Below are 21,246 nucleotides of genomic sequence, written 5' to 3'. Positions count from 1 at the left end.
GCACGATGAAAAACCTGTTCTACGTCCGCAATACCTGCCGCCTCTGTCATTCGGACAAGCAAGAGCTGGTCGTCCCGATGGCAGGCATGCCCATCGGCACGCCGAACTTCCAGGTGCCGAACGCCAGCGTCGAAGATCCCGTCTTCCGGGCTGCGGTGCCGATGGCGCTGCATCTGTGCCGGGATTGCGGCCACCTCCAGATTCTCCACGTCGGCAATCCGGAGATTCAGTACCGAAACTACGTCTATACCACCTCGCTCTCGCTGGGCTTGCGCGAGCATTTCGCAGGCTATGCCAACGACGTCGTCAGCCGTTTCGGCATCGCGCCGGGCTCGCTGGTGGTCGAGCTCGGCAGCAATGACGGATCGCTGCTCGGCTTCTTCAGGGAGCGCGGCATGCGGGTGCTTGGCGTCGATCCCGCCGTCGACATCGCGCGGCGCGCCACGGAGGCGGGCATCGAGACCATCGGCGATTTCTTCACCGATGCCATCGGTCGCCGCATCCTGCAGAGCCATGGCGCGGCGAGCGTCGTGATCGCCAACAACATGATCGCCAATGTCGACAATCTGGATCCGCTGGTGATCGGGGTTCGCGACGTGCTCGCGCCGGACGGATTGTTCGTCTTCGAAACGCAATACGGCGTCGACGTCACCGAGAAGAACCTGCTCGATACCGTCTATCACGAGCATCTGTCCTATTTTAACATCAAGCCGCTGATCCGTTTCTTCGCCCGGCTGGGCATGGAGCTGATCGACGTCCAGCACATCTGGACCAAGGGCGGCTCGATCCGTGTGACCGTGCAGCGCGCCGGCGGCGCCAAGAAGCCGTCGGCCGAGGTCGCGCGTTTCGTCGCCGAGGAAGAACGGCTTGGTGTCGATCAGCCGGCCTATTATGCGCCTTATGTGAAGAGGATCGCCGCCATCCGCGACGAACTGGTCGCGATGGCCGATGCCGCCCATGCGCGCGGTCAGCTGGTCGCCGGCTATGGCGTCTCCGTGGGCACCACGACGCTGCTGCCGCAGTTCGGCCTGGAGAACAAGATCGACTTCCTGGTCGACGACGACCCCAACAAGGGGAAGGTGATGGCCGGACCCGGCTATGACATCCCGATCCTGCCGCCCGCCGCCCTTTACGAGCGGAAGCCGGCGTTCGTGGTGGTCTTTGCCTGGCGCTATGTGGACCCGATCCGGGCCAAGCATGCCCGCTATTTCGCCGAAGGCGGGAAGTTCGTGGTGCCGCTGCCGGGGATTTCCATGGTCGACCGGGCCGACTGACGGGCCGGGGCTTCAGAGCGCCTCCCGCGAGGCGCCTTCCGGGCGGGCGACAAGTGCTTGATCCACATGGCTTCTGAACGGCCGTCCGGGGAGGGCGGCCTGCCCGGGCGAACTCTCTCTACCTTGACCTTTGGCCCCATCCGCAGTAGATACCCCGCACTCGCAGCCGGCCCGTTAGACGCGGATTTCCGGCGCGGCCTTGAAATCCCCGAACAATCGAGCCCGGTTTCCGGCTCATCCTTCGAGACAGAGGGCTGGGCCAACGGCGGCTGTTCGGATCCCCGAAATTCATTTGCGTCTGTCGACGGACGCTGGACCTCAAGCGATGGCAGTCAGCCCGTTCAAGTTCTTGCAGGAAGTGCGCTCGGAGACTGCCAAGGTCACCTGGCCGACCCGCCGTGAGACCACGATCACCACGATCATGGTGTTCGTGATGGTCGCCGTGGCCTCGATCTTCTTCTTCGCCGCCGACCAGATCATCCGCTACCTCATCACCTTCCTCCTGGGCATTCACTGATGGCAACAGCAACCGCTCAAGTGTCCGACAAGCGCTGGTACATCGTCCACGCCTATTCGAACTTCGAGAAGAAGGTCGCCGAATCGATCCGCGAGCAGGCCAAGCAGCGCGGGCTCGAGGAGCTGTTCGAGCTGGTGCTGGTTCCGACCGAGAAGGTCACGGAAGTGCGCCGCGGCCGCAAGATCGACGCCGAGCGGAAGTTCTTCCCGGGATACGTGCTGGTGAAGATGAAGCTGACCGACGAGGCGTTCCATCTGATCAAGAACACGCCGAAGGTGACCGGCTTCCTCGGCGCCGAGAACAAGCCGATGCCGATCTCGGAAGCCGAGGCCATGCGCATCCTGCACCAGGTGCAGGAGGGCGTGGAGCGGCCGAAGGCGTCGGTGTCGTTCGAGATCGGCGAGAACGTGCGCGTGGCCGACGGCCCGTTCGCCTCGTTCTCGGGTGTGGTCGAGGAAATCGACGAAGCGCGCTCGCGCGTGAAGGTCGCGGTGTCGATCTTCGGCCGCGCAACGCCGGTCGAGCTGGAATTCGGTCAGGTCGAGAAGGTCTGATCGGGTAACGCGTGAGGCTTCGGTCTCTCGCAACAAGAGGCCGTGGGAGGGAGAGGGCGGTTGCCAGCCGCATCCGACCCAGACCACGAACCTGAAACCGCCGGCCTTGCCGGCACAACAGGAGTGATACATGGCAAAGAAAGTGACCGGATACCTGAAGCTTCAGGTCCCGGCCGGTGCGGCGAATCCTTCGCCCCCGATCGGTCCCGCGCTCGGTCAGCGCGGTCTCAACATCATGGAGTTCTGCAAGGCGTTCAACGCCCAGACCCAGAAGGAAGAGAAGAACACCCCGATCCCGGTGATCATCACCATCTATGCGGACCGTTCCTTCACCTTCGAGATGAAGACGCCGCCGATGTCCTACTTCCTCAAGCAGGCCGCCAAGATCCAGTCCGGCTCGAAGGCGCCGGGCCGTGACAAGGCCGGCAAGGTGACCAAGGCGCAGGTGCGCGAGATCGCCGAGAAGAAGATGAAGGACTTGAATTGCGACACCATCGAATCGGCCATGAAGATGGTCGAGGGCTCCGCCCGTTCGATGGGTCTGGAAGTTGCGGGGTAAGCGGCCATGGCAATCGGAAAGCGTTTGAACAAAGCCCGCGAAGGCATTGACCGCGAAAAGCTTTACCCGCTCGCGGACGCCATCAAGATGGTCAAGGAACGCGCGAAAGCGAAGTTCGACGAGACCATCGAGGTCGCGATCAATCTCGGCGTCGACCCGCGTCATGCCGACCAGATGGTCCGCGGCGTCGTGACCCTGCCGAACGGCACCGGCCGGACGCTGCGCGTCGGCGTGTTCGCCCGCGGCGCCAAGGCCGATGAAGCCAAGGCCGCCGGTGCCGACGTCGTCGGCGCCGAGGACCTGGTCGAGAAGGTGCAGAACGGCACGATCGATTTCGACCGCTGCATCGCCACCCCCGACATGATGCCGCTGGTCGGCCGTCTCGGTAAGGTGCTGGGCCCGCGCGGCCTGATGCCGAACCCGAAGATCGGCACCGTGACCATGGACGTCACCGGTGCGGTGAAGGGTGCCAAGGGCGGCTCGGTCGAGTTCCGGGTCGAGAAGGCCGGCATCCTGCAGGCCGGCGTCGGCAAGGCCTCGTTCTCCGAGGAGAAGCTGGTCGAGAACATCAAGGCTCTGGCCGATGCTGTCTCCAAGGCGAAGCCGGCCGGTTCCAAGGGTACCTACATCCAGCGCGTTGCGGTGTCCTCGACGATGGGCCCGGGCGTGAAGGTCGAGCCGGGCACCATTCTCGGCTGAGGTTTGGAAATTGCATGAGGCGAGGGGCGGGATCGGGCGACCGATTCCGCCCCTCGTCGTTTGTGGCGGCGCTGACTGGAAACAACAACAATGACTGACAAGGTCCTGATCTACTCGCGCTTTCCCAAGTCGATGATGGCGCGCTTCGCCGAGCGATTCGAGCTGCTCGACACCGGCGGCAAGCCCGCCCGCGAGGTGTTTCCGGCGGAGGTGCTTGGCGGCATCCGCGCACTCCTGACTGCTGGCGGTAGCCCGCTCGGCGCGGAGGCGATGGACCTGTTTCCGAAGCTTGGCGCCATCGTCTGCTACGGCACCGGTTATGACGGCGTCGACATCAAGGCGGCGGCCAGCCGCAACATCGCAGTCGGCCACAGCCCGGGTGCCAATGCGGCTTCCGTCGCGGACATCGCCATGACCCTGATGCTGGCGACGACGCGGCGGATTTTGGTGGCCGACCAATATGTCCGCAGCGGTGATTGGGCGGCCTCGAAACAATCGCCGATGATGCGTCCCCAGGCCGGCATGCCCGGCCGCCGCATCGGCATCTACGGCATGGGTGAGATCGGCCGCAAGATCGCGGCGCGCTGTGCTGCGTTCGAGAGCGAAATCGGCTATTTCAGCCGCACCCGGTACGATCTGCCTTATCAGTACTTTCCGAATCTGGAGGCGCTCGCCGACTGGTGCAGCGTCCTGATGATCGCGGTCCGGGCAGGGGCCGAGACCGAGCATGTCGTCAACGCCGATATCCTCAAGCGCCTCGGCGCGGACGGCTACGTCGTCAACATCTCCCGCGGCTCGGTTATCGACCAGCAGGCCCTGGTCGCGGCGCTCAGCGACCAGACCATCGCCGGGGCCGGCCTCGACGTCTTCGAGAAGGAACCGCACGCGCCCGACGCGCTGACGGCACTCCCCAACGTCGTGCTCGCCCCGCATATCGGCGGCCACACCCTGGATTCGCACGTCGCCATGCAGAACTGCGTGCTGGCGAACCTGACCGCGTTCTTCGCGGGCAAGCCGCTGCCTTATGGGGTGAAATCGGCCTGAATCGGTCCTTGTTGGGCCATCTCAAGCCCGGCCGCCAATCGATTGGAACTGGTGTGAATTTTGCTCTTGGCAAGCAGGCCCGGAGCGGTTAAAGAACCGCCTCCGGACGTGCCGGCCCCGGCTGGCGCGTTCGTGCGCGCATTCCGAAAACCCAACACGACAGGAGATCATTCCTTTTCAGGACGTCCGCGAGGATTGGCCCGAAAAGGAAGGAAAACCCGTCGTTTGGTAGGGATGCGGGCAGGGGTCGGGCGGTTCGCCGGCTGGCCTCGTCCTGTCCAAGACTGCAGGCGCCCGCGAAGAATTTCGATTCCTCAACGGCTTAATCGCATAGCCTGCATAGACGGGTGAAGACCGGATTTCACGTCGCATCCAGCTTCAAGGGCTGGCTTTGCGAAACGGGTCTGGTTCGGACCTCGACACGCCGTGGGCCCCAGGGCTCCCGGAGGGCAGGCTTTGAATTGTCGTCTTGCCCGGCGTGTCCGATGGGTTTTGACCCGGAGGTTCAGGTTTGGGCGGGACGATGGGTGCAACCCGGCGGTCCCGCTTCTCGCGATGACCGCCAACCGGAGAGAGCTTGCTGTGGAACGAGCGGCAAAAAAAGAAGCGGTCGAACAGCTCAATGAGGTCTTCAAGACCACGAGCGTCGCGGTCGTTGCTCAATATTCCGGCCTCACCGTCGCCCAGATGCAGAAGCTGCGCCAGCAGATGAAGCAGGCGGGCGCTGCGGTGAAGGTCTCGAAGAACCGTCTCGCCAAAATTGCTCTTGAAGGCACCGACGTCGTTGCCATCGGCCCCATGTTGAAGGGGCCGACCGTGATCGCGACTTCCAACGATCCGGTAGCGGCGCCGAAGGTCGCCATCGAATTCGCCAAGGCGAACGAAAAGTTCGTCATCGTCGGCGGGTCCATGGGAAAGACCGTCCTGAATGTCGACGGCGTGAAGGCGCTTGCCTCGCTGCCGTCGCTTGACGAACTGCGCGGCAAGATCGTCGGCCTCATCGTGGCCCCGGCGACCAAGCTGGCTCAGCTCGCCAACGCGCCCGCGGGCAAGCTCGCGCGCGTCATCCAGGCTCATGCCTCAAAGGGCGAAGCGGCCTGACGCCCTTCGCAAAACTCAAACCCGAACCAGACATACACTCAAGGAAACTGAACAATGGCTGACTTGCAGAAGATCGTTGACGACCTCTCGAGCCTCACCGTGCTCGAAGCTGCCGAACTCGCGAAGCTCCTCGAAGAGAAGTGGGGCGTTTCGGCTGCCGCGGCTGTCGCCGTGGCCGGCCCGGCTGCCGGTGGCGCCGCTGCCGCTCCGGCCGAAGAGAAGACCGAGTTCACGGTCGTCCTCGCCAGCGCCGGCGACAAGAAGATCGAGGTCATCAAGGAAGTCCGCGCCATCACCGGTCTCGGCCTGAAGGAAGCAAAGGACCTCGTCGAGGGTGCTCCGAAGCCGCTGAAGGAAGGCGTGAACAAGGACGAAGCCGACAAGATCAAGGCCCAGCTCGAGAAGGCTGGCGCCAAGGTCGAGCTCAAGTAAGCGCTGCTTACTGGCGGGATCCCGGGCGGGCAACGGCTCAGCCCGGGATCCTGGTCTTCTTCGAGAGGAGTGGACCGGATGCAAAAGGCGTGCGACGGAACGATCCGACGCAGGCCGAACACGAAAAAGTGTGGGGATTTGAGGGTTTGACCCTCGAATCTGCACTATTGTCGCCCCATATCGGGTCGGCAGCACGAAAGCGCGGTGGGCAGGGATGCCGGATTTCCCTGTAAGCCGTTGGGAGAGCAGGCTATTTCGGGCTTTTGCAGTCCGTGAAGATGATCGTTGTGACGGGCGGGCGCGCATCTGCGCCCCGCGCGTCGTTTTGCGTTTTGAAGGTCTGAAGAACAGATTCAGGACATCGGCACCTGAAACTGCGTCTCCGGCCCCCAAGACGGGTTCGAAAATTCAACCCGGAAGGCGGTGGCAGCCGCGTTCCGGACGGTTCGCCCAGGGCGGGCGACGAAAATGAGAGGCCACGATGGCGCAGCAGACATTCACCGGTCGCAAACGCGTTCGCAAGTTCTTCGGACACATCAAGGAAGTCGCCGAGATGCCGAACCTCATCGAGGTTCAGAAGGCGTCCTATGACCAGTTCCTGATGGTGGACGAACCGCAGGGCGGACGTCTCGACGAGGGTCTGCAGGCGGTGTTCCGCTCGGTGTTTCCGATCTCCGACTTCTCGGGCACCTCGATGCTGGAGTTCGTCCGCTACGAGTTCGAGCAACCGAAATACGACGTCGACGAGTGCCGCCAGCGCGGCATGACCTTCGCTGCGCCCCTCAAGGTGACGCTGCGCCTCATCGTGTTCGATATCGACGAGGAAACCGGCGCGAAGTCGGTGAAGGACATCAAGGAGCAGGACGTCTACATGGGCGACATTCCGCTCATGACGATGAACGGCACCTTCATCGTCAACGGCACCGAGCGCGTCATCGTCTCGCAGATGCACCGTTCGCCCGGCGTGTTCTTCGATCACGACAAGGGCAAGACCCATTCCTCGGGCAAGCTGCTGTTCGCCGCCCGCGTCATCCCGTATCGCGGCTCCTGGCTCGACATCGAGTTCGACGCCAAGGACATCGTCTATGCGCGTATCGACCGTCGCCGCAAGATTCCGGTGACGTCGCTGATGTTCGCCCTCGGCCTCGACGGCGAGGCGATCCTGTCGACGTTCTACAAGAAGATTCTCTACAAGCGGACCAAGGAAGGCTGGCGCGTTCCGTTCGACGCCAACCGCTTCCGCGGCTACTCGACCGTCAACGACCTGATCGATGCCGACACCGGCAAGGTCGTGCTCGAGGCCGGCAAGAAGCTCACCGTCCGCGCCGCCCGCCAGCTCCAGGAGAAGGGGCTGAAGGCGCTGCGCATGGCCGACGAGGAACTGGTCGGCAACTACGTCGCCGAGGACCTCGTCAACCCGAAGACCGGCGAGATCCACGCCGAGGCCGGTGAGGAGATCACCGACAAGCTGATGAAGGCGCTCAACGAGCAGGGCTACAAGGAGCTGCCGCTGCTCGACATCGACCACGTCAATGTCGGTCCCTACATCCGCAACACGCTCTCGGCCGACAAGAACATGACGCGCGAGGACGCGTTGTTCGACATCTACCGCGTGATGCGTCCGGGCGAGCCGCCGACGCTGGAATCGGCTCAGGCCATGTTCCAGTCGCTGTTCTTCGACGCCGAGCGCTACGACCTGTCCGCCGTCGGCCGCGTCAAGATGAACATGCGCCTCGACCTCGATGCGCCCGACACCCAGCGCACGCTGCGCAAGGAGGACATCCTCTCCGTCATCAAGACGCTGGTGGACCTGCGCGACGGCAAGGGCGAGATCGACGACATCGACCATCTCGGCAACCGCCGTGTGCGTTCGGTCGGCGAGCTCATGGAGAATCAGTACCGCATCGGCCTGTTGCGCATGGAGCGCGCGATCAAGGAGCGCATGTCCTCGGTCGACATCGACACGGTCATGCCGCAGGACCTGATCAACGCCAAGCCGGCGGCCGCCGCGGTGCGCGAGTTCTTCGGCTCCTCGCAGCTCTCGCAGTTCATGGACCAGACCAACCCGCTCAGCGAGATCACCCACAAGCGCCGCCTGTCGGCGCTTGGACCGGGCGGTCTGACCCGCGAGCGCGCCGGCTTCGAGGTGCGCGACGTGCATCCGACGCATTACGGCCGAATCTGCCCGATCGAAACGCCGGAAGGTCCGAACATCGGCCTGATCAACTCGCTCGCGACCTTCGCGCGCGTGAACAAGTACGGGTTCGTCGAGACGCCGTATCGCAAGGTCAAGGATGGTCGTGTCACCGACGAGGTGGTGTACCTGTCGGCGATGGAGGAAGGGCGCTATTCCGTGGCCCAGGCCAACGTGCCGGTCGATGCCAAGGGCCGCTTCACCGAAGACCTCGTGGTCTGCCGTTCGAGCGGCACCCGCGACGTCGTGCCGATGACGCCCGACAAGGTCGACTACATGGACGTGTCGCCGAAGCAGCTGGTTTCGGTCGCCGCGGCGCTGATCCCGTTCCTCGAGAACGACGACGCCAACCGCGCGCTGATGGGCTCGAACATGCAGCGCCAGGCGGTGCCGCTGGTTCGCGCCGAGGCGCCGTTCGTCGGCACCGGCATGGAGGGCGTGGTTGCCCGTGACTCGGGCGCTGCGATCGCGGCGCGCCGTTCGGGCGTGATCGACCAGATCGACGCGACCCGCGTCGTCATCCGCGCCACGGAAGATCTCGATCCGACCAAGTCGGGCGTCGATATCTACCGCCTCATGAAGTACCAGCGTTCCAACCAGTCGACCTGCATCAACCAGCGTCCGCTGGTGAAGGTCGGCGACATCGTCAAGAAGGGCGACATCATCGCCGACGGTCCCTCGACCGATCTCGGCGAGCTCGCTCTGGGACGGAACGTGCTGGTCGCGTTCATGCCGTGGAACGGCTACAACTTCGAAGACTCGATCCTGCTCTCCGAGCGGATCGTGAAGGAAGACGTCTTCACCTCGATCCACATCGAGGAGTTCGAGGTGATGGCCCGCGACACCAAGCTCGGACCTGAGGAAATCACCCGCGACATTCCGAACGTCTCGGAAGAAGCGCTGAAGAACCTCGACGAAGCCGGTATCGTCTACATCGGCGCCGAAGTGCGCGCCGGCGACATCCTGGTCGGCAAGATCACGCCGAAGGGCGAAAGCCCGATGACGCCGGAAGAGAAGCTGCTGCGCGCCATCTTCGGCGAGAAGGCCTCCGATGTCCGCGACACCTCGCTGCGCGTTCCTCCGGGCGTGCAGGGCACGATCGTGGAAGTGCGCGTGTTCAACCGTCACGGCGTCGACAAGGACGAGCGTGCGCTGGCGATCGAGCGGGAAGAGATCGAGCGTCTGGCCAAGGACCGCGACGACGAGCAGGCGATCCTGGACCGCAACGTCTACAACCGTCTTGCCGAGCTGCTCGAGGGGCGGCAGGGCATTGCGGGCCCGAAGGGCTTCAAGAAGGACACCAAGATCACCCGTGCGGTGCTCGAGGAGTATCCGAAGTCGCAGTGGTGGCTGTTCGCTTCGCCGAACGACAAGCTGATGGCCGAGATCGAGGCCATGCGGAAGCAGTACGACGAGTCGAAGAAGGGGCTGGAACAGCGCTTCCTCGACAAGGTCGAGAAGCTTCAGCGCGGTGACGAATTGCCGCCCGGCGTGATGAAGATGGTCAAGGTCTTCGTCGCGGTGAAGCGCAAGATCCAGCCCGGCGACAAGATGGCAGGCCGCCACGGCAACAAGGGCGTGGTGTCGAAGATCGTGCCGATCGAGGACATGCCGTTCCTCGAAGACGGCACGCATGCCGACATCGTGCTCAATCCGCTCGGCGTGCCCTCGCGCATGAACGTCGGACAGATCCTCGAGACCCACCTCGGCTGGGCCTGCGCCGGCCTCGGCAAGCGTATCGGCCAGACCGTCGATGCGTATTTGTCGAAGCAGGACATCAAGCCGCTGAAGGAAACCTTGAAGAAGGTCTACGGCGAGGACGAGACGATCAAGTCGCTCAACGACAACGAGCTGATCGAGCTCGGCCATAACCTCAGCCGCGGCGTGCCGATCGCGACCCCGGTGTTCGACGGTGCCAAGGAAGCCGACATCGAGGAGATGCTGAAGCTTGCCGGTCTCGACGCTTCGGGTCAATCGACCGTCTATGACGGCCGCACCGGCGATCCGTTCGATCGCAAGGTGACGGTGGGCTACATCTACATGCTCAAGCTGCACCATCTGGTCGACGACAAGATCCACGCGCGTTCGATCGGTCCGTACTCGCTCGTCACCCAGCAGCCGCTGGGCGGCAAGGCGCAGTTCGGCGGCCAGCGCTTCGGTGAAATGGAGGTGTGGGCGCTCGAGGCTTACGGCGCGGCGTACACGCTCCAGGAGATGCTGACGGTGAAGTCGGACGACGTCGCCGGCCGCACCAAGGTGTACGAGGCGATCGTGCGCGGCGACGACACGTTCGAGGCCGGTATTCCGGAATCGTTCAACGTGCTGGTCAAGGAAATGCGCTCGCTCGGCCTCAACGTCGACCTGCACAACTCCAAGATGGGACCGGCGCCGACGTCGGAAGCGGCCGAGTAATTCGACCTGTCATGCCCGGCCGTCGCGGCCGGGCATCGGCGCCCCGCCCGAGGCCTTGAGGGCAGGGCGCCATGCAGAAGTGATTTTCGAATTTGCGGCCGGAGGCGACCGGCACGCGAGGAGAAGACGATGAACCAAGAAATTATGAATCTCTTCAACCCGACGACGCCGGCTCAGGTCTTCGACCAGATCCGGATCTCGATCGCGTCTCCAGAGAAGATTCTGTCCTGGTCCTACGGCGAGATCAAGAAACCGGAGACCATCAACTATCGTACCTTCAAGCCCGAGCGCGACGGCCTGTTCTGCGCCCGCATCTTCGGGCCGATCAAGGACTACGAGTGCTTGTGCGGCAAGTACAAGCGCATGAAGTACAAGGGCATTATCTGCGAGAAATGCTCGGTCGAGGTCACGCTGTCGCGCGTCCGGCGCGAGCGCATGGGCCATATCGAGCTCGCAGCCCCCGTCGCGCACATCTGGTTCCTGAAGTCGCTGCCCTCGCGCATCGGCCTCCTGCTCGACATGACGCTGAAGGATCTCGAGCGGATCCTCTATTTCGAATATTACGTCGTGCTCGAGCCGGGCCTCACCGCGCTGAAGGACCGTCAGCTGCTGTCGGAAGACGAGTATCTGAAGGCGCAGGACGAGTACGGCCAGGACAGCTTCACCGCCATGATCGGCGCCGAGGCGATCCGCGAGCTGCTCAAGGGGATGGACCTCGAGAAGCTCGAGGCGTCCTTGCGTGTCGAGATGCAGGAGACCGACTCCGACATCAAGCACAAGAAGCTCGCCAAGCGCCTGAAGATCGTGGAAGCGTTCCGCCATTCCGGCAACAAGCCGGAATGGATGATCATGACCGTGGTTCCGGTGATTCCGCCGGACCTGCGTCCGCTGGTGCCGCTGGACGGCGGCCGCTTCGCGACCTCCGACCTCAACGACCTCTACCGCCGCGTCATCAACCGCAACAACCGCTTGAAGCGGCTGATGGAGCTGCGCGCGCCCGACATCATCATCCGCAACGAGAAGCGCATGCTTCAGGAAGCGGTCGATGCGCTGTTCGACAACGGCCGCCGCGGCCGCGTCATCACCGGCGCCAACAAGCGTCCGCTGAAGTCGCTCGCCGACATGCTCAAGGGCAAGCAGGGCCGCTTCCGCCAGAACCTGCTCGGCAAGCGCGTCGACTATTCCGGCCGTTCGGTGATCGTGGTCGGTCCCGAGCTGCGCCTGCATCAGTGCGGCCTGCCGAAGAAGATGGCGCTCGAGCTGTTCAAGCCGTTCATCTATTCGCGGCTCGACGCCAAGGGCCTGTCCACCACCGTGAAGCAGGCCAAGAAGCTGGTCGAGAAGGAACGGCCCGAGGTCTGGGACATCCTGGACGAGGTGATCCGCGAGCATCCGGTGCTGCTCAACCGCGCACCGACGCTGCACCGCCTCGGCATTCAGGCGTTCGAGCCCGTGCTGATCGAGGGCAAGGCGATCCAGCTTCACCCGCTGGTCTGCTCCGCGTTCAACGCCGACTTCGACGGCGACCAGATGGCCGTGCACGTTCCGCTGTCGCTCGAAGCGCAGCTGGAAGCGCGCGTCCTGATGATGTCGACCAACAACATCCTGCATCCGGCGAACGGCCAGCCGATCATCGTGCCGTCGCAGGACATCGTGCTCGGCCTGTACTACGTCTCGATCATGCGCGAAGGCCTGCCCGGCGAGGGCAAGGTGTTCGGCGACATGGCCGAGCTCGAGCACGCGCTGCACGCGAAGGTCATCCACCTCCACACCAAGATCAAGTACCGGTGGGAAGGCATGGACGAGACCGGCAAGGTCTCCAAGCGCTGGATCGAGACCACCGCAGGCCGCGTCATGCTCGGCAACCTGCTGCCGAAGAACCCGCGCATCTCCTACGAGATCATCAACAAGCTGATGACCAAGCGCGAGATCTCCGGCGTCATCGACCAGGTCTACCGCCACTGCGGCCAGAAGGAGACGGTGATCTTCTGCGACCGCATCATGGCGCTCGGCTTCTACAACGCGTTCAAGGCCGGCATCTCGTTCGGCAAGGACGACATGGTCGTGCCGCACGGCAAGTGGAAGATCGTCGACACCACCCGTACGCTGGCGAAGGATTTCGAGCAGCAGTACAACGACGGTCTGATCACCCATGGCGAGAAGTACAACAAGGTCGTCGACGCCTGGTCGAAGGCCACCGAAGAAATCGCCAAGGCGATGATGAAGGAGATCTCCGCCACCAAGAAGACGGCGAGCGGAGCCGACGCCGACATCAACTCGATCTACATGATGGCTCACTCCGGCGCCCGCGGTTCGCCGGCCCAGATGCGCCAGCTCGCCGGCATGCGCGGCCTGATGGCCAAGCCGTCGGGCGAGATCATCGAGACGCCGATCATCTCGAACTTCAAGGAAGGCCTCTCGGTGCTCGAGTACTTCAACTCGACCCACGGCGCCCGCAAGGGCCTCGCGGACACCGCGTTGAAGACCGCGAACTCGGGCTACCTGACCCGTCGTCTCGTCGACGTGGCGCAGGACTGCATCATCACGCAGAGCGACTGCGGCACCAAGCTCGGCATCAAGATGCGCGCCATCGTCGACGCCGGCACCGTGGTCGCCTCGCTCGGCTCGCGCATCCTCGGACGCACGGCCTGCGAAGACGTGCGTGACAGCTCGGGCCAGGTGATCGTCAAGCGCGACACGCTGATGGAAGAGAGCCACGTGGATGCCATCCATCAGGCCGGCATCCAGGAGGTGAAGATCCGCTCGGCACTGACCTGCGAGCTCGTCAACGGCATCTGCGGCAAGTGCTACGGCCGCGACCTCGCCCGCGGCACGCCGGTCAACCACGGCGAAGCGGTCGGCGTCATCGCGGCGCAGTCGATCGGCGAGCCGGGCACCCAGCTCACCATGCGCACCTTCCACATCGGCGGTGCGGCGCAGCTCAACGAGCAGTCCTTCGTCGAAGCCAACTTCGACGGCAAGATCGTGATCAGGAACAAGGCCATCGCCCGCAACAGCGAAGGTCACCTGATCGCGATGGTGCGCAACATGGTTGTCGCGATCGTCGATGCCGACGGCACCGAGCGTGCGACGCACCGTATCCAGTACGGTTCGCGCCTGCACGTCGACGAGGGCGACATGGTCAAGCGCGGCCAGCGCATCGTCGAGTGGGATCCCTACACCCGTCCGCTGCTCACCGAGGTCGAAGGTACCATCGGCTTCGAGGATCTGGTCGAAGGGCAGTCGATCTCGGAAACGCTCGACGAGGCGACCGGTATCGCCAAGCGCGTGGTCATCGACTGGCGTTCGACGCGCGGCGGCTCGGACCTGCGTCCGGCCATCGTGATCAAGGGCAAGGACGGCAAGGTGCTCAAGCTCGCCCGTGGCGGCGACGCCCGCTACATGCTGTCGGTCGACGCCATTCTCTCGGTCGACATCGGAGCCAAGGTCCAGCCGGGTGACATCCTCGCCCGTGTCTCGACCGAAAGCGCCAAGACGCGTGACATCACCGGCGGTCTGCCGCGGGTGGCGGAACTGTTCGAGGCTCGGCGCCCGAAGGATGCGGCGATCATCGCCGAAATCGCGGGCACCATCCGGTTCGGGCGCGACTACAAGAACAAGCGTCGCATCTCGATCGAGCCGATGGACAAGACCGACGAGCCGCGCGAGTACCTGATCCCGAAGGGCAAGCACATCCACCTTCAGGACGGCGACGTCGTCGAAAAGGGCGACTTCATCGTGGAAGGCAATCCGGCGCCGCACGACATCCTTGCGGTCAAGGGCATCGAGGAGCTCGCGGCCTATCTGGTCAACGAGATCCAGGAGGTCTACCGGCTGCAGGGCGTGCTCATCAACGACAAGCACATCGAGGTGATCGTCCGTCAGATGCTCCAGAAGGTGGAAATCACCGACCAGGGCGATACGGACATGATCTCCGGCGAGCAGGTCGACAAGATCGAGTTCGACGCGCTGAACGTGAAGGCCAAGGAAGAGGGCAAGAAGCCCGCCACGGGAACGCCGGTTCTGCTCGGCATCACCAAGGCGAGCCTGCAGACCCGCTCCTTCTTCTCGGCGGCATCGTTCCAGGAGACCACCCGCGTCCTCACCGAGGCGGCGGTCAACGGCAAGATCGATCCGCTCGAAGGCCTCAAGGAGAACGTCATCGTCGGCCGGCTGATCCCGGCGGGCACCGGCGCCTCCATGGCCAAGATCCGCGAGGTCGCCATGAAGCGCGACAAGCTGATCCTGGACGAGCGCGAGAAGCAGGCGGCCGTCGTGTCGCCGGCGCCAGAAGCCGAGCTTCCTGCGCTGCCGCCCGCGGAATGATGGTTCATCCGTAGGACTACCGAGGACAATGAAAAGGCCGGCTTTTGCCGGCCTTTTTGCTGCTTTCATTGCTTGCTGCGATGCAGGATCGCCCTTTGTTCATCTTTCCTTCAGCCGCCAAAGCGCTTCTGCTAAGGCGACTGAGACCGGTGGTCCCGTGAAGGGGGCAGGGCCGGAAGACCACGGAACTCCCATGCTTGATCTCGCAATCGTAGGCGGCGGCCCCGGCGGGCTGATGAGCGCCTGGTACCTGAAGCGCAAGCTCGGCGACCTCTGCCGCGTCACAATCTACGAGGCCTCCGACCGGCTCGGCGGCAAGATCGTCACGCGCAAGTTCGATTCGGCGCCGGCGATTTACGAGGCCGGCGTTGCCGAGATCTACGACTACTCGATGACGGGTCCGGATCCCTTGCGCGAGTTGATCCAGCATTTCGGCCTGCAGACCATTCCGATGGATGCCGAGCAGGTCCAGTTCGGCGGTGAGCTGCTCAACGACGTTCCGGGCATGCGCCGCAAATACGGCGCCAAGACTGCGGCAGCGATCGAGGCCTTCCGCAAGCGCTGCGCCGAGGTGATGTCGCCGGTGGAGTATTACGAGGGCGTCGGCGCGCACGACAACGAGCATCCCTGGGCCTACAAGACCGCCGAGCAGGTGCTCGACGAGGAGGTCGAGGACGCCACCGCAAAGCGCTTCTTCAAGGTGATGGCGCGCTCCGACATCGCGACCGAGAGCCACAACACCAACGGGCTCAACGCGCTCAAGAACTATCTGATGGACGTTGACGGCTATATCGGCCTCTATTCCATCCAGAACGGCAACGAGCAGCTGATCGATTGCCTGCAGTCGGAGGTCAATGCCGACATCCAGCTCAATCACCGCGTCCTCACCGTCGGCAAGGCGCCGACCGGCCGTTACCAGCTCAAGATGATGAACGGCAAGGGCCCGGAGACCCGCGACTTCGATCTCGTGCTGGTCTGCCTGCCGCATTCCTGGCTCGCCACCCTCGGCTGGGAGGGCGAGCAGCTGCGCAAGTCGATGGTCAAGCACGTCTCATATTTCGACCGTCCCGCGCACTATTTGCGCGTCTCGATCCTGTTCGACGAGCCGTTCTGGGGCGACAAGATTCAGGGCGCCTGGTTCATGTCGGAAGCCTTCGGCGGCTGCTGCGTCTACAACGAGGGCGCTCGTCACGACGTCGGCAAGCATGGTGTTCTGAACTGGCTCATTCCCGGCTCCGACGCGCTGGCTTTCGCCAATCTGTCGGACCAGGAGCTGATCGACGCCGCCCTGAAATCGCTGCCGGCCTCTCTCGGCGATGCGCGTCTGCACTTCATCGAAGGCAAGATCCACCGCTGGCTGTCGTCGGTGAACGCGCTGCCCGGCGGTTTGCCCGTGCGCGACGTCATGACCAATCACCGGCCCGAGCCGAAGGAGCACCCCGGCATCGTGGTGGTCGGCGACTATCTGTTCGATTCGACGCTGAACGGCCTGCTCGATTCCTCGGACGCCGCCACCGACATCATCCTGACCGAGATGATGCGCCTGCGCCGCGAGCGCGCGCAGAGCGAGAAGCCGCTCTCGGACAAGATCGATCGCGACTATTTCGAGAACTATCGCGGCCTCGGCCCCTATCACCAGGCGTGGCGGCACTTCACCGATCCCGGCTACCTCACCAAGCTGATCGGCATCGTCTGGGGCAAGGCGGCGGGCGCCAAGCTGCTGGTTGCGGGTTCCGCCAGCGGCGAACTGGTCGGCGCGCTGCGCGATCGCGGCATCGATGCGTGGGGAATCGAGAACAACCGCGCCATCCATGCCAAAACACCGAAAGCGCTGAAGAAGTACAACAAGCTCGGCTCGATCACCGACATGCCGTTCAAGGACGGCGCGTTCGACTTCGTGTTCGAGACCAGCCTCTGCCACGTTTCCCCGAAGCAGGTGGCCCGCGCCATCCGCGAGTTCAACCGCGTGGTCAAGACCGGCCTCGTGTTCGGCTCCGTCACCTCGGACATGGCGCCGGCATTGATCGACCGCTACGACCTGCTGCGCGGCGTCAAGAAGCTCGGCACCTGGTGGGAATGGTCAGAGCTGTTCTTCGGCAACGGCTTCGACCTGTCGATGCACCGCAAGGATTGCACCGATGCGCTCTGGGAGGCGACGCTCGCCGCCAACAAGGGGCCGGGGCAGTGGTACGCCGACGCGGACAGCTTGCGCTATTCCTTCTTCGACAAGGTCGAGGACGAAGACTAGTCTCAGGGAACGGGAAACGAATTCGCCAATTGTTTGCCGAATTCATCCTGATCGCATAGAATCGGTGCAATAGCGGTTGCCGCTATTCCTGCATTCTCTGCGGTCATGCCGGCCGTCAGCATCGGTTGGTTTCATGGCATCCAAGCCTTTCTCGCCCGGCGACAAGCCTCTTTCTCCCGACCAACAGAAGCTCGCCGCGGAAGAGGCGGCCGGGCTCGCCGACGCCGCCAATCCGGACCTCGAAGACGACGAGGACGCCGAAGACGAGGGGGATGACGAGCTGGAGCTCGACGAGGACGATGAGGACGAGGACCTCGTCGTGTTCACCGCGCGCGAAGCTGCCGGCGCGCTTGCGACCATCGTCGGGTTCGTCAAGCCCTATCTGTCCAACTACAAGCGGATGCTCTCGTACGTGGCATTCGGCGTCGTGGTCGAGACGTTGTTCAACGTCATCATGCCGCTCAGCCTCAAGTTCCTGATCGACGATGCGCTCGGCGAGGAGGATTTTCAGGCGCTCTACAAGATCCTCGGCGTGCTCGCCGTCGCCGGCATTTTCACCTCGGTCGTCGCGGTCTGGTACGAACGCTGGGACGCGCGCCTTGCCGGTTGCGTCATCTCCGACGTCCGCAAGCGCCTGTTCGAGCACGTCCAGGACCTGCCGGCGGCCTATTTCGGCCGCACCAGACGCGGCGAGATCCTGTCGCGCTTCTCGGTCGATCTCTCGGCCTTTGAAGGCGCGGTCAAGACGTTTGCCAACAGTGCCGCGCTGCCGTTCCTGGAGCTGATCGCCGGCATCATCCTGATGCTGTTCCTCAACTGGCAGCTCGCCGTCGTCGCGCTGCTGGTGTTTCCGATCACGCTGATCGGTCCCCGGATCCTGACGCCGAAGGCGGTGCAGGCCAATTACGAGCAGAAGCTCAACGAATCGGCGCTGCTCGGCCTGGTGCAGGAGAACGTGGCGGCCCAGGCGGTGATCAAGGCGTTCAGCCTGCAACGCAAGATGTTCGGCTTCTTCAGCTTGCGCAACGACGAGACCCGCAACAGGATCGCTTCGGCCACATTCCTCTCCACCATGGTGGAGCGGACGGTCACCATCTCGGTGCTCCTCCTGCACCTCGTGGTGCTCGCGATCGGCGCGTATCTGGCGACCACGGGCCAGATCACCATCGGCACCTTCGTCACCTTCGAGAGCGCGTTCTGGGAGGTCTCCTACAACATCGCCCACGTGATGCATTTCATCCCGGTGTCGATCTCCTCGGCCGCCGCGATCCGCCACATCCAGGAATTGCTCGACGAGCCGACGCGCGGCGCCGACCGCCCGGGCGCGCCGGATCTGCCTCGCATCACCAACGACATCACCTTCGATCACGTTACCTTCCAGTACGAGGGCAGCCAGACGCCGGTGCTGGACAATCTCAGCCTCAAGCTCAATGCCGGCAAGCGCATCGCGATCGTCGGTCCGAGCGGCTCCGGCAAGAGCACGCTGCTCAATCTGATCCTGCGGCTCTACGTGCCCAACGAAGGCCGCGTCACCATCGACGGCGTCGACGTCCGCAAGGTGACGCTGGACTCGCTGCGCCGGAGCATGGCGGTGGTGTTCCAGGAGAACATGCTGTTCAACATGTCGATCCGCGAGAACATCCGGCTCGGCAAGGAGGGCGCAACTGACCAGGAGGTGGAGGAGGCCGCCAAGAAGGCGGAGATCCACCGCTACATCATGAGCCTGCCGCAGCGCTACGACACGCCGGTCGGCGAGCGCGGCGATACCCTCTCGGGCGGCCAGCGCCAGCGCATCGCGATCGCCCGCGCGATCATCCGTAACCCTTCCGTGCTGCTGCTGGACGAAGCCACCTCGGCACTGGACCAGACCACCGAGGCCGCGATCAACCGCACGCTGCTCAAGGTCGCCAAGGGCCGCACCATGATCTGGTCGACCCACCGTCTGACGTCGGTGGTCGAGATGGACGAGATCATCGTGATTTCAGGGGGCAGGGCGATCGAGCGCGGCTCCCACGCCGAGCTGCTCGCAAAGAACGGCACCTATCGCAAGCTGTGGAACGACCAGATTCACCAGCCCCACGGCACCGCAGCTCACGCCGCCGACGATCGCGACGATGACGACGACGACGACGACGAGTGACCGGGCCACCGCGAGCCCGTGATTCCGGTCCGTGGCACGCGGGCCGAACCTGACAGCGAGTCTGTTCGATTCGAAAACGCGGTCAGATGTCTCATGCAGACGGCCGGGCCGTCGGAAGCTCGTGCAGCCGATACCGCCGTTGTCGGTCGGACCGGACCACTCGACGCCGATCATGGTGATGTTCGTCCTGGATTGCTGCCGACGTAGAGAGATTAACGCGTCTTAACGCATTACGAGCATAAAAGCCCGTCGATGCCGATAATATAGTTTCTTTTAACCCGGATATAAATGATATGTGGGTTGGCAAATTGGAGACTTGGATCCTATATCAGGGCTGTGCGGTGAGGGCGGCAAACAGCGATTTCGACCGGCGCATGAAGCGCTTTGTGACTGTCGTTTCACCTTGACTTGACCGATTCTCACTTATAGAAAGCGCCTCACTTAACGACAGGCGGTGAGCATCGCCAGCGTCGGAACGGGCCACCCGTTGATCCCCAAAGACTAGATCTGCAAGGGGTCGCAACGACGGGCACCAACCTCGACGAATGCCGCTCAAACGCTGTCGATCATAGCTAGGCAATGCCAGTGCGACTTTAGTTCTCTCGAGCACGTTCTCTTGAGATCGAATTCGGATGCATGACCTCAGTGTGCGGCCGCAGCGTTACGCTGAACGGCCTCGAGACTGCGGTCCTCTGTGGCGTCGAAGCGCTTTCCGCTCGTTGATGGAGCGGTTGGCGCAATTTCGCTTTGCGTGGGTTATTCGCGCAAGGCGGTCCCTTCGGGCGGGTAGCTCGAACAGAATTTGCGGACCCGGTGACGGGCCGCGGCAAGACAGCGGACCCGCGAGGGGCCGCGGCAGAAAAAGGGTGAAGGCCAGAATGCCGACGATCAACCAGCTGATCGCTCAACCGCGGGAAGTGCAGAAGTCGCGCAAGAAGGTGCCGGCGCTGCAGCAGTCGCCGCAGAAGCGTGGTGTTTGCACGCGCGTCTACACCACGACCCCGAAGAAGCCGAACTCGGCGCTTCGTAAGGTTGCCAAGGTGCGCCTGACCAACGGCTTCGAGGTGATCGGCTACATCCCCGGCGAGGGCCATAACCTCCAGGAGCACTCGGTGGTCATGATCCGCGGCGGCCGCGTCAAGGACTTGCCGGGCGTGCGCTATCACATCCTCCGCGGCGTTCTGGACACCCAGGGCGTCAAGAACCGTAAGCAGCGTCGTTCGAAGTACGGCGCCAAGCGTCCGAAGTAAGCGGGAACCAAGCCTATGTCTCGTCGCCACTCTGCGGAAAAGCGCGAAGTTCTTCCGGATCCGAAGTTCGGGAACATCATCGTCACGAAGTTCATGAACTCGGTGATGTACGCCGGCAAGAAGTCGGTTGCGGAAGGCATCGTCTATGGTGCGTTCGGCATCATCGAATCCAAGACCAAGCAGAACCCGCTCGGCGTGTTCGAGCAGGCGCTCGAGAACGTCATGCCGACCATCGAGGTTCGCTCCCGCCGCGTCGGCGGCGCGACCTACCAGGTTCCGGTCGAGGTTCGCTCGACCCGCCGGCAGGCTCTCGGCATTCGCTGGCTGATCGCGGCCGCGCGTGAGCGCAACGAGAAGACGATGACCGAGCGGCTCTCGGCGGAGCTCTTGGACGCATCGAACAACCGGGGGAACGCCGTCAAGAAGCGCGAAGACGTGCACCGCATGGCGGAAGCCAACCGCGCCTTCTCGCACTACCGCTGGTAACGGCGACACA

The 21,246-nt window shown here is 63.5% G+C and carries 14 protein-coding genes; all 14 read left to right on the top strand.

The genetic code is table 11. The features are described 5' to 3' along the window. Window positions 1–5: 5 nt before the first annotated feature. The 14 genes from BDOA9_RS26680 to rpsG all read left to right on the top strand — a co-directional run bounded on the left by BDOA9_RS26680 (window position 6) and on the right by rpsG (window position 21,236). A complete protein-coding gene (locus tag BDOA9_RS26680) occupies window positions 6–1,274 on the top strand; it encodes a class I SAM-dependent methyltransferase (RefSeq protein ID WP_025037004.1) in 1,269 nt (422 codons plus the stop codon). A 325-nt stretch (window positions 1,275–1,599) separates the two neighbouring features. Further along, window positions 1,600–1,791: a preprotein translocase subunit SecE gene (gene secE, locus BDOA9_RS26675; RefSeq protein WP_007611620.1), complete on the top strand. Its 192-nt coding sequence runs from the start codon at window positions 1,600–1,602 to the stop codon at window positions 1,789–1,791. After that, window positions 1,791–2,345, top strand: a complete 555-nt coding sequence (gene nusG, locus BDOA9_RS26670; RefSeq protein WP_018647229.1) for a transcription termination/antitermination protein NusG — start codon at window positions 1,791–1,793, stop codon at window positions 2,343–2,345. Before secE ends, nusG begins: the two co-directional genes overlap by 1 nt. 130 nt (window positions 2,346–2,475) lie before the next feature. After that, window positions 2,476–2,904, top strand: a complete 429-nt coding sequence (gene rplK, locus BDOA9_RS26665) for a 50S ribosomal protein L11 (protein WP_011088164.1) — start codon at window positions 2,476–2,478, stop codon at window positions 2,902–2,904. Window positions 2,905–2,910: 6 nt separating this feature from the next. Beyond that, on the top strand, window positions 2,911–3,603 hold the full coding sequence (gene rplA, locus BDOA9_RS26660) for a 50S ribosomal protein L1 (RefSeq protein WP_025037003.1): 693 nt from the start codon (window positions 2,911–2,913) through the stop codon (window positions 3,601–3,603). Between the two features lie 90 nt (window positions 3,604–3,693). Continuing rightward, window positions 3,694–4,647: a 2-hydroxyacid dehydrogenase gene (locus BDOA9_RS26655; protein ID WP_025037002.1), complete on the top strand. Its 954-nt coding sequence runs from the start codon at window positions 3,694–3,696 to the stop codon at window positions 4,645–4,647. Window positions 4,648–5,229: 582 nt separating this feature from the next. Next, window positions 5,230–5,748, top strand: coding sequence for a 50S ribosomal protein L10 (rplJ, locus tag BDOA9_RS26650; RefSeq protein ID WP_025037001.1), 519 nt, complete (start codon window positions 5,230–5,232; stop codon window positions 5,746–5,748). A 54-nt stretch (window positions 5,749–5,802) separates the two neighbouring features. Then, window positions 5,803–6,180, top strand: coding sequence for a 50S ribosomal protein L7/L12 (gene rplL / locus BDOA9_RS26645; protein ID WP_025037000.1), 378 nt, complete (start codon window positions 5,803–5,805; stop codon window positions 6,178–6,180). A 481-nt stretch (window positions 6,181–6,661) separates the two neighbouring features. Continuing rightward, window positions 6,662–10,786, top strand: a complete 4,125-nt coding sequence (rpoB, locus tag BDOA9_RS26640; RefSeq protein WP_025036999.1) for a DNA-directed RNA polymerase subunit beta — start codon at window positions 6,662–6,664, stop codon at window positions 10,784–10,786. Window positions 10,787–10,915: 129 nt separating this feature from the next. After that, on the top strand, window positions 10,916–15,112 hold the full coding sequence (gene rpoC, locus BDOA9_RS26635) for a DNA-directed RNA polymerase subunit beta' (RefSeq protein WP_025036998.1): 4,197 nt from the start codon (window positions 10,916–10,918) through the stop codon (window positions 15,110–15,112). A gap of 193 nt (window positions 15,113–15,305) precedes the next feature. After that, window positions 15,306–17,360, top strand: coding sequence for an FAD-dependent oxidoreductase (locus BDOA9_RS26630; RefSeq protein ID WP_025036997.1), 2,055 nt, complete (start codon window positions 15,306–15,308; stop codon window positions 17,358–17,360). Between the two features lie 133 nt (window positions 17,361–17,493). After that, a complete protein-coding gene (locus tag BDOA9_RS26625; RefSeq protein WP_025036996.1) occupies window positions 17,494–19,500 on the top strand; it encodes an ABC transporter ATP-binding protein in 2,007 nt (668 codons plus the stop codon). An 878-nt stretch (window positions 19,501–20,378) separates the two neighbouring features. Next, entirely contained in the window at window positions 20,379–20,750 is a 372-nt protein-coding gene (gene rpsL / locus BDOA9_RS26620; protein ID WP_007603006.1) for a 30S ribosomal protein S12, read from the top strand. Window positions 20,751–20,765: 15 nt separating this feature from the next. Then, window positions 20,766–21,236 carry a 30S ribosomal protein S7 gene (rpsG, locus tag BDOA9_RS26615; RefSeq protein WP_018647239.1) on the top strand — a complete coding sequence of 157 codons (471 nt, stop codon included), beginning with the start codon at window positions 20,766–20,768 and terminating at the stop codon, window positions 21,234–21,236. Window positions 21,237–21,246: the final 10 nt, after the last annotated feature.

Origin of the sequence: Bradyrhizobium sp. DOA9, assembly GCF_000617845.2 — a bacterium.
Lineage (GTDB): Bacteria > Pseudomonadota > Alphaproteobacteria > Rhizobiales > Xanthobacteraceae > Bradyrhizobium.
This window is presented reverse-complemented; position numbering and strand designations above follow the sequence as displayed.